We start from the raw sequence: 12650 nt of genomic DNA, 5'->3' as shown, positions 1-12650 counted from the left end.
CCGCGTCGCCTGCTTCGCGGGCTTGCCCGCTCCCACAGGTAGTGCGCTGGCTTTGAGTTCAAGCAATACCTGTAGGCCGGTACAGGTTATTACAGAACTACAGTCCGGTTGGCGTTGAGGAACACCCGCCGCTCGATGTGATACCCCACCGCCCGCGCCAGGGTCAGGCATTCGATGTCGCGGCCCTTGGCGATCAGGTCTTCCGGGTAATGGCTGTGGTCCACCACCTCGACGCCCTGGGCAATGATCGGCCCTTCGTCGAGGTCGTTGTTGATGTAGTGCGCCGTGGCACCGACCATCTTCACCCCCTTGTTGTACGCCTGGTGATATGGCTTGGCGCCCTTGAAACCCGGCAACAACGAGTGGTGGATGTTGATCGCCCAGCCGTCCAGGCGCCGGCACAGCTCAGGCGACAGCACTTGCATGTAGCGCGCAAGAATCACCAGCTCGGCACCGGTTTCCTCGATGACCTGCAACACCTTGCGCTCTTGCCCAGGCTTGTCCTTGGGGTCGAGGGCAAAGTGGTAATACGGGATCTTGTGCCAATGCGCCAAGGGTTCGAGGTCGGGGTGGTTGGACACCACCGCGACCACGTCCATGCCCAGTTGGCCAATGCGCTGGCGATACAGCAGGTCGTTCAGGCAGTGGTCGGCCTTGGACACCATGATCACCACTTTGGGGCGGTGATTCGGGGCGGTCAGCTCGAACACCATGCCGAACGCTTCGCCGCGCTCGGCAAGGCCGGCGCGAAAGCCGGCTTCATCGAAATCGTCCGGCTGGCGAAACTCCACGCGAATGAAGAAACGCCCCGACTGCCGGTCGTCGAAGGAGTGGTGCTCCGTCACGTAGCAGCGCTGCTCGAAGAGGTAACGCGTCACCACGTCGACGGTGCCGAGCATGCTCGGGCAGTCGGCGGTGAGAATCCAGGTATCCGGTGCCCGACTCATGTTCTGCGCTCCTTAAGCCTCGATGCTCAGGCCGTACTCGGCCGAAGCGTCCTGCAGCCACAGCCACCAGTAGTCGGCGAAGCTGCGGCGAATCACCAGTTCCCAGGTGTCTTCGGCAGTACGGCGGATCACCAGTTGCGACTTGGCGAACACGGTGCCGACGGCCTTGCCCACCGGGAAGTTGTTCGGGTGAACATCATAGCTGGTGGACTTCATCAGCACTTCACGTACATGGGGGCCGCGCAGTTCCAGCAGGCTTTGCCCGCCGCTCACATTGACCACCTGGATGTGCTGGCCTTCGAGGGCTGCACGCAGCTTTTGCTCGACCGCCAGTTCCTGGCCGCCAGGCACGATCAGCAGCCACTCATCGGGGCCGACCCATTGCAGCGACGTGTCGCCGTTGGCCACCACGGTCAGCGCTACAGGCAACTCCAGGCCCAGGGCCTTGTGTACACCCGCGGCGAATTCCGGGTCATGACCATCGCCGCGCAGGGTCAGGTGGCCGAGAAACTTCTTTTCGCGCAGGGTTACGCCTGCGTTCTTGCGGCCTTTGCCAACCAGGCTGGCCAGGTCGGCGTGGTGCAGTGGCGACTGGGCCTTGGCCTCGGCGCCGGGGTTTTGCTGGAAGACGTTGATAGCGCTCATTTCTTACCTGCCTTGAATTCTGGTTCGTCGATGCGACGCAGCGTTTGTGTTGGGGCTACCGGCCCTGTCGCCGGCAAGCCAGCTCCCACAGGGAACTCACCAACCTTCAAAGCTGCATCGATCCTGTGGGAGCTGGCTTGCCGGCGATTGGGCCTGGCCTGCCCCCACAGGGCCCGGAGTCAAACGTTCTGCCGCTCACCCTTCGGATCGAAGAACACCGAAGACACGATTTCCGCCTCGATCACGCTGCCATCCGCCTGCGGCGAGTAGACGCGCTCGCCCATGCGCTTGAGGCCGCCTTTGACTACGCCCATGGCGAACGAGTAGCCCAGCGAGTTGGACGCATAGCTGGAGGTCACGTGGCCAACCATGTCCATCGGGATCGGCTGCTTGGGATCGAATACCAGCTGGGCGCCTTCCGGCAGCCACTTGGTCGGGTCGATCGGCTTCAGGCCCACCAGCTGCTTGCGGTTTTCACGCACGCAGTCTTCGCGGTTCATGCCACGCAGGCCGATCCACGAGAACGGCTTGTTGCGGCCTACGCACCAGCTCATGTTCAGGTCGTCCGGGTTCATCGAGCCGTCGGTGTCCTGACCGACGATGATGAAGCCCTTCTCGGCGCGCAGAACGTGCATGGTCTCGGTGCCATACGGGGTCAGGTTGTACTTCTTGCCCGCCTCGATGATCTGTTCCAGCACGCCCATGGCGTAGTTGGCCTGCACGTTCACTTCGTACGACAGCTCGCCGGTGAACGAAATACGGAACACCCGCGCCGGTACACCGCCTACGTTGCCTTCCTTCCAGGTCATGAACGGGAAGGCTTCCTTGTCCATGTCGATGTCGGTCAGCTCGCTGAGCAGCTTGCGGCTGTTGGGGCCGGACAGGGTCATGGTGGCCCAGTGGTCGGTGACCGAAGTGAAGTACACCTTCAGCTCTGGCCATTCGGTCTGGTGGTACAGCTCCATCCACTGCAGCACGCGTGCAGCGCCGCCGGTGGTGGTGGTCATGATGAAGTGGTTGTCGCCGACGCAGGCGGTTACGCCATCGTCGAAGACCATGCCGTCTTCCTTGCACATCAGGCCGTAGCGGGCCTTGCCCACGTCGAGCTTGGTCCAGGCGTTGGTGTAGATGCGGTTGAGGAACTCACGGGCATCCGGCCCCTGGATGTCGATCTTGCCCAGGGTGGAGGCGTCCAGCAGGCCCACGCTGTCACGCACGGCCTTGCATTCACGGGCCACGGCAGCATGGATATCTTCACCAGCCTTAGGGAAGTACCAAGGGCGCTTCCACTGGCCGACGTCTTCGAACTCGGCGCCGTTCTTCACGTGCCAGGCATGCAGGGCGGTGAAGCGTACGGGCTCGAACAGGTGACCACAGTGGCGGCCCGCTACCGCGCCGAAGGTGACCGGCGTGTAGTTGGGGCGGAACATGGTGGTACCCATTTCCGGAATGGTAATGCCGATGGAACGGGCGGCAATGGCCAGGCCGTTGATGTTGCCCAGCTTGCCCTGGTCGGTACCAAAGCCCAGCGCGGTGTAGCGTTTGACGTGCTCGACCGACTCGAAACCTTCACGGGTGGCCAGCTCGATACCGGCGGCGGTCACGTCGTTCTGCTGGTCGACGAACTGCTTCGGCCCTTTGGTGCCCTTGTCGTGCGGTACCAGGAACAGCGCCACGGTGGCCTCTTCCTTGCGCGCAACGGTTTTCGGCAGGGTGCCAACGGTGGCCTTGAAACCAGCTTCGGTGGCCGCGCGAACGCCGCCTTCGAAACCATCGGCAATCACATCGCCCAGGGCGTAGACGCCATTGATGCCACCCACGCATTCGCGTTTTTGCGGCGCATCGCCCGGTACGAAACCGAGGATGTCGTCACGCCATACCGGGCGACCGCCCAGGTGCGATGCCAGGTGAACGATCGGGCTGTAACCGCCCGACGAGGCGATCAAGTCGCACTCGAGGGTTTCACCAGGGCTGGTGACCTTGTGCGCCTGCACATCGATCGCCGCCACACGGGCGCCGGTCACGTGCTTGCTGCCCTTGGCCTCGATCACGGCACTGGAGGTAAGGATGCGGATGCCTTTGGCACGCGCTTCTTCAACCAGCGAACCACGCGGGTTGTGGCGGGCATCGGCAATGGCGACCACTTGCAGGCCGGCATCGTGCCAGTCCAGCGCCGCGCGGTAGGCGTGGTCGTTGTTGGTCGACAGCACCAGCTTGCGGCCCGGGGCCACGCCGTAGCGGCGTACGTAGGTGGACACGGCACCGGCCAGCATGTTGCCCGGCACGTCGTTGTTGCCGTACACCAGCGGGCGCTCGTGGGCGCCGGCAGCCAGTACCACGCGCTTGGCGCGCACACGGTGCACGCGGTGGCGTACCTGGCCGATCGGGGCGCGGTCGCCGAGGTGGTCGGTGAGGCGCTCGTGAATGGTCAGGAAGTTATGGTCGTGGTAGCCGTTGACCGTGGCACGTGGCAGCAGGGTCACTTCCGGGAGGCCTTCCAGCTCTTTGACCACGGCGCTGACCCATTCGGCGGCAGGCTTGCCGTCCAGGGTTTCGCGGGTATCGAGCAGGCTGCCGCCGAACTCTTCCTGTTCGTCGGCCAGGATCACCCGGGCACCGCTGCGCGCGGCGGCCAGGGCTGCTGCCAGGCCAGCAGGGCCGGCACCGACGATCAGCACGTCGCAGTGCTGGTTCATGTAGTCGTAGCTGTCCGGGTCGTTCTGCAGCGGTGCACGGCCCAGGCCGGCTGCCTTGCGGATGTACTTCTCGTAAGTCATCCAGAACGATTTGGGGTACATGAAGGTTTTGTAGTAGAAGCCCGGCGGCATCATGCTGCCGCCGACCTTGCCCAGGATGCCCATGACGTCGTTGTTGACGTTCGGCCAGCCGTTGGTGCTGGTGGCGACCAGGCCTGCATACAGCGCCTGCTGGGTGGCACGCACGTTGGGGATCTGGGTGGCTTCGCTGGAGCCGATCTGCAGGATGGCGTTCGGCTCTTCGGTACCGGCGGCGATGATGCCGCGAGGGCGCGAGTACTTGAAGCTGCGGCCAACGATGTCGACGCCGTTGGCCAGCAACGCGGCGGCCAGGCTGTCACCGGCATAACCCTGGTAGGTCTTGCCGTTGAAGGTGAAGTTCAGGACCTTGCTGCGGTCGATACGGCCGCCGCTGGCGAGGCGATAGGTCTGGCTCATACTTTTTCCCCTTGGCCTTTGACGGCGGACGGTGCGCTGGCAGCTTTACCGTTGGCGGTCACTTGCGGCTTTTCGCCAATCTTGTAGGTTTCCAGAATTTCGTAGGTCACGGTGTCGCGGGTGACGTTGAAGTACTGGCGGCAGCCGGCAACGTGGTCCCACAGTTCGTGGTGAATACCGCGTGGGTTGTCACGGTAGAACATGTAGGTACCCCACTCCTCGTCGGAGCAGGCAGCCGGGTCCAGCGGGCGGGCGATGTGCGCCTGGCCAGAGGCGTGGAACTCTTCTTCGGAGCGCAGCTCGCCGCAGTGGGGACAGAAAATATGCAACATGACGGTGTCTCCGGTTAGTGGGCGACGGCGGCGGCGCCGTGTTCGTCGATCAGTGCGCCGTTGTAGAAGCGGTCCATGGAGAACGGCGCAGCCAGTGGGTGCATTTCGCCCTTGGCCAGGCTCGCGGCAAAGACGTTGCCCGAACCCGGGGTCGCCTTGAAGCCGCCAGTACCCCAACCGCAGTTGAAGAACATGTTCTTGACCGGGGTCTTGGTGATGATCGGGCAGGCGTCCGGCGAGGTATCGACGATGCCGCCCCACTGGCGGTTCATGCGAACGCGCGACAGGTTGGGGAACATTTCGACGATGGCTTGCAGGGTATGCTCGATCACCGGGTACGAACCGCGTTGGCCGTAACCGACCCAGCCGTCGATACCGGCACCGATCACCAGGTCGCCCTTGTCGGACTGGCTGATGTAGCCATGCACGGCGTTGGACATGATCACGCTGTCGATGATTGGCTTGATCGGCTCGGATACCAGAGCTTGCAGCGGGTGCGATTCGAGCGGCAGGCGGAAGCCGGCCAGCTTGGCCATGTGCCCCGAGTTACCGGCGGTGACCACGCCGACGCGCTTGGCGCCGATGAAGCCCTTGTTGGTTTCCACGCCGATGACGGCACCGTTTTCCTTGCGGAAACCGATCACCTCGGTTTGCTGGATCAGGTCCACACCCAGGGCGTCGGCGGCACGGGCAAAGCCCCAGGCCACGGCATCGTGACGGGCCACGCCGCCGCGGCGCTGCACGGTGGCACCAAGAATCGGGTAGCGGGTGTTCTTCGAGCAGTCCAGGTACGGGATTTCGGCCGCGACCTGGGCGGTGTTCAGCAGCTCGCCATCCACGCCGTTCAGGCGGTTGGCCGATACGCGACGCTCGGAGTCACGCATGTCCTGCAGGGTGTGGCACAGGTTGTACACGCCGCGCTGGGAGAACATGACGTTGTAGTTGAGGTCCTGGGACAGGCCCTCCCACAGCTTCATGGCGTGCTCGTACAGGTGGGCCGACTCGTCCCACAGGTAGTTGGAGCGCACGATGGTGGTGTTACGCGCAGTGTTGCCACCGCCCAGGTAGCCTTTTTCGATCACGGCCACGTTGGTGATGCCGTGTTCCTTGGCCAGGTAGTAGGCCGTGGCCAGGCCATGGCCGCCACCGCCAACGATCACCACGTCGTAGACCTTTTTAGGGGTCGGCGTGCGCCACATGCGCTGCCAGTTCTCGTGGTGGCTGAGGGAGTGTTTGAAAAGGCCGAAGCCCGAATAGCGTTGCATTGTCGTTTACTCCACTCAGCGGTAAACAGGGAAATCAGCGCACAGCGCCGCGACGTTCTTCGCCACATCGGCTTCCACGTCTGCGTCACCGAGGTTGTCGAGGATGTCGCAGATCCAGCCGGCCAGGGCCACGCACTGGGTGACCTTGAAGCCGCGGGTGGTGACGGCCGGGGTGCCGATGCGCAGGCCCGAGGTCACGAACGGCGATTGCGGGTCGTTCGGCACGGCGTTCTTGTTAACGGTAATGTGCGCGCGGCCCAGGGCGGCGTCGGCATCCTTGCCGGTGAGGCCCTGACGAATCAGGCTGACCAGGAACAGGTGGTTGTCGGTACCGCCGGACACCACGTCATAGCCACGGTCGATGAACACCTGGGCCATGGCCTGGGCGTTTTCGATCACTTGTTGCTGGTAGGCCTTGAAGCCAGGTTCCAGGGCTTCCTTGAAGCACACGGCCTTGGCGGCAATTACGTGCATCAGCGGGCCGCCCTGGGCGCCCGGGAAGACCGCGGCGTTGAGCTTCTTCTCGATCTCTTCGTTGGCCTTGGCCAGGATCAGGCCACCACGCGGGCCACGCAGGGTCTTGTGGGTGGTGGTGGTCACCACATCGGCGAACGGGATCGGGTTCGGGTACAGGCCAGCGGCGACCAGGCCTGCCACGTGGGCCATGTCGACGAACAGCAGTGCGCCCACTTTGTCGGCGATGGCGCGGAAGCGCGGGAAGTCCAGGGTCTTGGAGTAGGCCGAGAAACCGGCAACGATCATTTTCGGCTTGTGCTCGACGGCCAGGCGCTCGACTTCGTCGTAGTCGATCAGGCCAGTATTGGTGTCGATGCCGTATTGCACAGCGTTGTACAGTTTGCCCGAGGACGACACTTTGGCGCCGTGGGTCAGGTGGCCGCCGTGGGCCAGGCTCATGCCGAGGATGGTGTCACCAGCCTGCAGCAGCGCCAGGTAGACAGCGCCGTTGGCCGACGAGCCGGAGTGCGGCTGAACGTTGGCGTAATCGGCGCCGAACAGTTGCTTGGCGCGCTCGATGGCCAGGGCCTCTACCTTGTCGACGTGCTCGCAGCCGCCGTAGTAGCGCTTGCCTGGGTAGCCTTCGGCGTATTTGTTGGTCAGGCCGCTGCCTTGGGCCTGCATCACGCGCTTGGAGGTGTAGTTTTCCGAGGCGATCAGCTCGATGTGGTCTTCCTGGCGCTGCTCTTCGGCATTCATCGCCGCCAGCAGTGCATCATCGTAACCCTGGATCTGGTCTTGCTTGCTGAACATCGTGTATCTCCCGGCAGCGATCGTTTTTTGTCGTGGGGCACTGCGGCCCTTTGTGGCGATGTTATGACTGGGCGGGGTAGGTCAGATGCCTGCGCACGCCTTGCAATGGCGCGTTTACGACATTCGTTTTTTTGCCGTTGCTGCCGGCCCGTTCGCGGGCATGCCCGCTCCCACAGGTATGGCGGTGTTCTGAGGGCTTGAGGTAGCCCTGTGGGAGCGGGCTTGCCCGCGAAGCGGCCAGCGCAGGCAACCCAGCAACCGACTGTTGCACAGCTTGTATAGGCAACCGCCGAATCGATGGTTTAGAGTGCTGATCTGCGTCGTTCACAGGACAGTAGTGTCATGACAGACAAGAGCCAACAATTCGCCAGCGACAACTATTCCGGCATCTGCCCCGAAGCCTGGGCGGCGATGGAGAAGGCCAACCACGGCCACGACCGCGCCTATGGCGACGACCAATGGACCGAGCGCGCGGCCGAGTACTTCCGCAAGCTGTTCGAAACCGACTGCGAAGTGTTTTTCGCCTTCAATGGCACTGCCGCCAACTCCCTGGCCCTGGCCTCGTTGTGCCAGAGCTACCACAGCGTGATCTGCTCCGAGACCGCCCACGTCGAAACCGACGAATGCGGCGCACCCGAGTTCTTTTCCAACGGTTCCAAGCTGCTGACCGCAGCCAGCGTGCACGGCAAGCTGACGCCGGCGTCCATCCGCGAAGTGGCGCTCAAGCGCCAGGACATCCATTACCCCAAGCCCCGCGTGGTCACCATCACCCAGGCCACCGAGGTCGGCACGGTCTACCGCCCCGACGAACTCAGGGCCATCAGCGCCACCTGCAAGGAACTGGGCCTTAACCTGCACATGGACGGCGCGCGCTTCACCAATGCCTGCGCGTTCCTGGGCTGCAGCCCGGCGGAGCTGACCTGGAAGGCCGGCGTCGACGTGCTGTGCTTTGGCGGCACCAAGAACGGGATGGCGGTGGGCGAGGCGATCCTGTTCTTCAACCGCCAGCTGGCCGAGGACTTCGGCTACCGCTGCAAGCAGGCGGGGCAACTGGCGTCGAAAATGCGCTTCCTGTCGGCGCCGTGGGTGGGGCTGCTGGAAGGTGGCGCCTGGCTGCGCCATGGCAGCCACGCCAACCAGTGCGCGCAGCTGCTGGCATCTTTGGTGAGTGATTTGCCGGGGGTCGAGCTGATGTTCCCGGTGGAGGCCAACGGGGTGTTCCTGCAGATGCCGGAGCACGCCATTGAAGCACTGCGCGGCAAAGGCTGGCGGTTCTATACCTTTATTGGCAGCGGCGGGGCGCGGTTCATGTGCTCGTGGGATACCGAGCAAGAGCGGGTGCGTGAGCTGGCGGCGGATATCCGCAGCATAATCACCGCCTGACAGATTGCATTCGCGGGCATGCCCGCTCCCACAGGGTTACCGCCGCCTTCGAGCGCTGTGCAGTACCTGTGGGAGCGGGCAAGCCCGCGAAGAGGCCAACCCCCAACTAAAGTTTGAACCCACCCATCTGCCGCGCCAGGTCATCAGCCAAGCTACGCAACGCCTGACATTCCTCCCGGCACCCTTGCACCTCGGCCGCCGTATCCCGCGCCAGATCGGAAATCCCCTGCACCGTGCGGTTGATTTCCTCGGTCACCGCCGACTGCTCTTCAGTCGCCGTAGCCACCTGGTGGTTCATGTCGCTGATGTGCTCCACCTGATCAGTAATCGCACCCAGCGACGCCCCTGTACGCTGGCTCGCTTCCACACCGGCGCCCGTCGCCTGTTGCCCTGCCTGCATCGAAGTCACTGCAGAACCTGCCCCTTGCTTGAGGCGCTGGATCATCTGCTGCACTTCATCGGTGGACAACTGCGTGCGCCGGGCCAGCGTCCGTACTTCATCGGCGACCACGGCAAACCCGCGGCCCATGTCCCCTGCCCGCGCAGCTTCGATGGCAGCATTCAGCGCCAACAGGTTGGTCTGCTCGGAAATACTGCGGATTACCGCCAATACTTCATCGATCGAGGCCACTTCATCGGCCAACTGGCTGACTGCATCGGCGGCCTTGCCAATGTCGCCCGACATGCCCTCGATGCCCCGGACCGACCGCTGCACCACCTCGCGCGCCTGCAATGCCTCATCCCGTGCCGCCTGCGACGCTTGAGCTGCCTGACCGGCGTTGCGCGCAATGTCCTGCACGGTCAGGCCCATCTCGTGCACGGCGGTGGCGACCATTGCGGTCATGTCTTGCTGGCGCCCAGAGCGCTCGGCGGTGTTGTCCACTACCTGTGTCACCTGCTCCACAGCCCGGTGCAGGCGCTCGGAAGTATTCAGTACCTCGCCGATCAGGTCGCGCTGGCTGCCCTGGAAGCGGTTGAAGCCACGGGCCAGGTCGCCCAGCTCATCCGGGCGTGAGTCATCCAGGCGCTGGCTGAGGTCGCCCGCACCGCTGCCAATCTGCACCAGCGCAGCGGTGACGCGCCGCAGCGGCCGCACCAGGCCGCGTGCCAGCAACACCACCAGCAGCAACGATACCAGGGCCACGGCGCCACCAATCAGGCTGGTCAGCCATACCGCCTGTTGCATGGGGGCGTAAATTTCCGCTTCCGGCACTTCGGCGACCAAGGTCCAGTTCAGGTCACGCAAAGGCAAGCCAAAGGCCAGGTATTGTTCGCCGTCACGCTCGAAGCGGCCGCTGCGCAGGCTGGCGCCGCCGCTCATTACCGCCTTGGCGGCCTGGGCGCCAAGCTGCTCGCCGAGCTGGCGCTTGCCACTTAACGCTGCTTCCGGGTGCACCTGGACAAGGCCATCGTTGCGCACCAGAAATACCTTGCCATGCTCGCCGAAACTGAAGTCGTGGATCAGTTTCGACAGTTCGGTCATTTGCAGGCCCATACCGGCCACGCCGACCAACCGGCCTTTCTTTTCCACGCGGTAGTCGATGAACAGCGCCAGCTCGCCCGTGGAGCCGTCGACATCGATGTTGATGAACCGCTCGGCACCGCTGTCGACGTAGCCGTAGAACCAGCTGTCCTTGGGGTTGCTGCGGTCGAGGGTTCGGTCCAGGCCATTTTCGTTGTAGTAATGGCCGGTTTCGGTCGCCACGAACAGGGTGGTGAACGCCCGGTTGCGCTGCTTGGCTGCCGTGAGGTATTCGAGAAACTGCGGGACCTGGGCGGGGTCTTCACCGGCGGCAAGCCAGTCGCGCAGCAGGGTATTGCCGGCAATGTCCGCCGCTGCCACCAGCGGCTGGCCCAGCATGTGTTCGATTTCGTTGCGGATGGCCTCGATGCTGGCCGGCAGGGCGGTATCTATCAGGTAACGCTCGGTGAGGCGATTGAGTGCCACGGTGAAGATGATGACCACCACCAGGATGCTCGCCAGCAAGGCACCACCCATGCTGGTTATCAATTGCCACTGGATGCTCTTGCGCCAGAAACCCATGCCCTACCCCCCCGCAACATTATTGTTTTGCGAGAAGTGTATACACTTGAGTATTCAGTTAATCCAGTCATTGGGGACAATGCACTGGAACTTGGGGCTGCTTTGCAGACCATCGCGACACAAGGCCGCTCCTACAGGGGTCGGGTTAACCCTGTAGGTGCGGCCTTGTGTCGCGAAAGGCGGGCGTAGCGCCCAAACGATTGATCAGGACTCTGCGATTGTGCGGACGATGGCATCCACGGTCGCGTCGATCTGCGCCTGGGTGCGCGCCAGGGTTTGCTGGTGTTCTTTCTGCAACTCGACCTGCCTGGAGCAAAGGTTGAGGGCAGCCAGTACCAACAGCTTGTCACCGATCAATGTCGGGTACTGGCGCTTGGTTTCGTTAAGGGCAGTGTTGAGCATCCGTACCGCCTGGGCCAAGGTTTCTTCCTGGCCTTCGGGCGCCTTGATCGAATAGTCGATGCCGAGAATCGACACGACATTGATCGGCTGCTCTTGCAATCTCATGCGCCGACAACGCCCGCACTGGCGCGCTCAACCAGGGCCTGGATGCGTGCGGCGGTGGCGCCGTTCTTTTCTTCCTGCTCCATCAGCGACAGCTGCAGGGTTTCGTTTTCTTCCTTGGCCTGGGCCAGTTCCTGGCCAAGGGCGGTGTTCTGCTCGGCAAGTTGAGCGTTCTTCTGCATCAGGTCGCTGACCAGTTGCTCGATTTGATTCAGGGAAGCTTCCAGCATGGGTCTATCTCAGGTTGTTGCGAGGGGCGCACACGATAAAGAAAACTGACGCCCATCGCCATTAAATATCGGATTCACAAGGTTGCTGACCCGCAGATTGACAGAGGAACCACCCCCTTGTTCCGACCTGGGTCAACCGCCGGTCAGGAAATGGTTAGCGCCCTCATAATTATTTCGCAGCCGCACTCAAGACTCGGCGGCCACGTCCAATAGCCCGGCAAGCCCCATTTCGTCGCACCTCCAGCACCCCTCCTCTTCCTTGCCTGGAACCCTTCTGCCATGTCTCTACGCAACATGAATATCGCCCCGCGCGCGCTACTTGGCTTCGCGTTGATTGGCCTGTTGATGCTCGGCCTCGGCATCTTTTCGCTGGTCCAAATGGGCAACATCCGCCAGGCAGGCGAGGTCATCGAGCAGGACAACGTACCGAGCATCAAGATTCTGGATGAGCTGACCGGGCTGAACCTGCGCATGCGCACGCTCTCGTACCGCCTGCTAGTCAACCGCGATGCCCAGACCCAGCGCGATACCCTGAACCTGCTCGACCAGCGCAATGCCCAGATGGACCGCGCCCGCGAGGCCTACGTGCCCATGATCCGCGCCGACGACGAACAGGCAGCCTTCGACCAGCTCAGCCAATACCGCCAACTTGAGTCGCGTATGCGCACCCTCAGCCAGGAGAACCGCCTCGATGAACTGAGCGACATGCTGAACCGCGACCTGATGGCCAACTCCGAGCAGATGAACAAGGTCATGGACACCCTGCTACCTGGGGCCGCTTTGCGGCCCATCGCGACACAAGGCCGCTCCTACAAAATGAGGTGCGCCCCATTTGTT

Annotated in this window: 11 protein-coding genes and 1 pseudogene; 2 read left to right on the top strand and 10 right to left on the bottom strand. The window is 63.1% G+C overall.

The window, feature by feature from the left end:
• Positions 1 to 89 precede the first annotated feature (89 nt).
• The 6 genes from purU to G1E_RS25190 all read right to left on the bottom strand — a co-directional run bounded on the left by purU (position 90) and on the right by G1E_RS25190 (position 7652).
• Positions 90 to 947, bottom strand: a complete 858-nt coding sequence (gene purU, locus G1E_RS25215) for a formyltetrahydrofolate deformylase (RefSeq protein WP_009683377.1) — start codon at positions 945 to 947, stop codon at positions 90 to 92.
• A gap of 12 nt (positions 948 to 959) precedes the next feature.
• Entirely contained in the window at positions 960 to 1592 is a 633-nt protein-coding gene (locus tag G1E_RS25210) for a sarcosine oxidase subunit gamma (RefSeq protein ID WP_009683376.1), read from the bottom strand.
• A 179-nt stretch (positions 1593 to 1771) separates the two neighbouring features.
• Positions 1772 to 4786: a sarcosine oxidase subunit alpha gene (locus G1E_RS25205; RefSeq protein ID WP_047150218.1), complete on the bottom strand. Its 3015-nt coding sequence runs from the start codon at positions 4784 to 4786 to the stop codon at positions 1772 to 1774.
• The gene (locus tag G1E_RS25200) at positions 4783 to 5118 is read right to left on the bottom strand and encodes a sarcosine oxidase subunit delta (RefSeq protein WP_009683373.1); all 336 of its coding nucleotides are present in this window, start codon (positions 5116 to 5118) and stop codon (positions 4783 to 4785) included. The genes G1E_RS25205 and G1E_RS25200 overlap by 4 nt, the downstream gene beginning before the upstream one ends.
• A 14-nt stretch (positions 5119 to 5132) precedes the next feature.
• A complete protein-coding gene (locus G1E_RS25195) occupies positions 5133 to 6383 on the bottom strand; it encodes a sarcosine oxidase subunit beta family protein (RefSeq protein WP_003255680.1) in 1251 nt (416 codons plus the stop codon).
• Between the two features lie 15 nt (positions 6384 to 6398).
• Entirely contained in the window at positions 6399 to 7652 is a 1254-nt protein-coding gene (locus G1E_RS25190) for a serine hydroxymethyltransferase (RefSeq protein ID WP_009683372.1), read from the bottom strand.
• 342 nt (positions 7653 to 7994) lie between these two features.
• Here G1E_RS25190 and G1E_RS25185 point away from each other — a divergent pair, with 342 nt between their 5' ends.
• Complete coding sequence (locus G1E_RS25185; RefSeq protein WP_009683371.1) at positions 7995 to 9035, top strand: low specificity L-threonine aldolase; 1041 nt, start codon at positions 7995 to 7997, stop codon at positions 9033 to 9035.
• A gap of 106 nt (positions 9036 to 9141) precedes the next feature.
• Here the strand turns inward: G1E_RS25185 and G1E_RS30335 are convergent, their stop codons facing one another.
• From G1E_RS30335 to G1E_RS25170, 4 genes and pseudogenes are all read right to left on the bottom strand, one after another.
• The gene (locus tag G1E_RS30335) at positions 9142 to 9870 is read right to left on the bottom strand and encodes a methyl-accepting chemotaxis protein (RefSeq protein ID WP_370691378.1); all 729 of its coding nucleotides are present in this window, start codon (positions 9868 to 9870) and stop codon (positions 9142 to 9144) included.
• Positions 9871 to 10005: 135 nt separating this feature from the next.
• Positions 10006 to 11034: pseudogene (locus tag G1E_RS30330) on the bottom strand (cache domain-containing protein); the annotation flags it as partial.
• A 249-nt stretch (positions 11035 to 11283) separates the two neighbouring features.
• Entirely contained in the window at positions 11284 to 11586 is a 303-nt protein-coding gene (locus tag G1E_RS25175; RefSeq protein WP_029886391.1) for a cell division protein ZapA, read from the bottom strand.
• Complete coding sequence (locus G1E_RS25170; protein WP_009683367.1) at positions 11583 to 11813, bottom strand: hypothetical protein; 231 nt, start codon at positions 11811 to 11813, stop codon at positions 11583 to 11585. Before G1E_RS25170 ends, G1E_RS25175 begins: the two co-directional genes overlap by 4 nt.
• 279 nt (positions 11814 to 12092) lie before the next feature.
• On the opposite strand from G1E_RS25170, the gene G1E_RS25165 reads away from it, so the two are divergent.
• Positions 12093 to 12650 (top strand): MCP four helix bundle domain-containing protein (locus tag G1E_RS25165; protein WP_177329620.1); only part of this gene is annotated, 558 nt, incomplete at its 3' end.

The organism is Pseudomonas sp. TJI-51 (assembly GCF_000190455.2).
Lineage (GTDB): Bacteria > Pseudomonadota > Gammaproteobacteria > Pseudomonadales > Pseudomonadaceae > Aquipseudomonas > Aquipseudomonas juntendi.
Note: the sequence above shows the minus strand (reverse complement) of the source record. Positions and strands in the feature narration are given on the sequence as shown.

Excerpts from the sequence above, each read along its gene's own strand:
- purU (WP_009683377.1), bottom strand. The coding sequence starts at position 947 with ATGAGTCGGGCACCGGATACCTGGATTCTCACCGCCGACTGCCCGAGC.
- G1E_RS25210 (WP_009683376.1), bottom strand. The coding sequence starts at position 1,592 with ATGAGCGCTATCAACGTCTTCCAGCAAAACCCCGGCGCCGAGGCCAAG.
- G1E_RS25195 (WP_003255680.1), bottom strand. The coding sequence starts at position 6,383 with ATGCAACGCTATTCGGGCTTCGGCCTTTTCAAACACTCCCTCAGCCAC.
- G1E_RS25200 (WP_009683373.1), bottom strand. The coding sequence starts at position 5,118 with ATGTTGCATATTTTCTGTCCCCACTGCGGCGAGCTGCGCTCCGAAGAA.
- G1E_RS25185 (WP_009683371.1), top strand. The coding sequence starts at position 7,995 with ATGACAGACAAGAGCCAACAATTCGCCAGCGACAACTATTCCGGCATC.
- G1E_RS25175 (WP_029886391.1), bottom strand. The coding sequence starts at position 11,586 with ATGAGATTGCAAGAGCAGCCGATCAATGTCGTGTCGATTCTCGGCATC.
- G1E_RS25205 (WP_047150218.1), bottom strand. The coding sequence starts at position 4,786 with ATGAGCCAGACCTATCGCCTCGCCAGCGGCGGCCGTATCGACCGCAGC.
- G1E_RS30335 (WP_370691378.1), bottom strand. The coding sequence starts at position 9,870 with ATGGTCGCCACCGCCGTGCACGAGATGGGCCTGACCGTGCAGGACATT.
- G1E_RS25190 (WP_009683372.1), bottom strand. The coding sequence starts at position 7,652 with ATGTTCAGCAAGCAAGACCAGATCCAGGGTTACGATGATGCACTGCTG.
- G1E_RS25170 (WP_009683367.1), bottom strand. The coding sequence starts at position 11,813 with ATGCTGGAAGCTTCCCTGAATCAAATCGAGCAACTGGTCAGCGACCTG.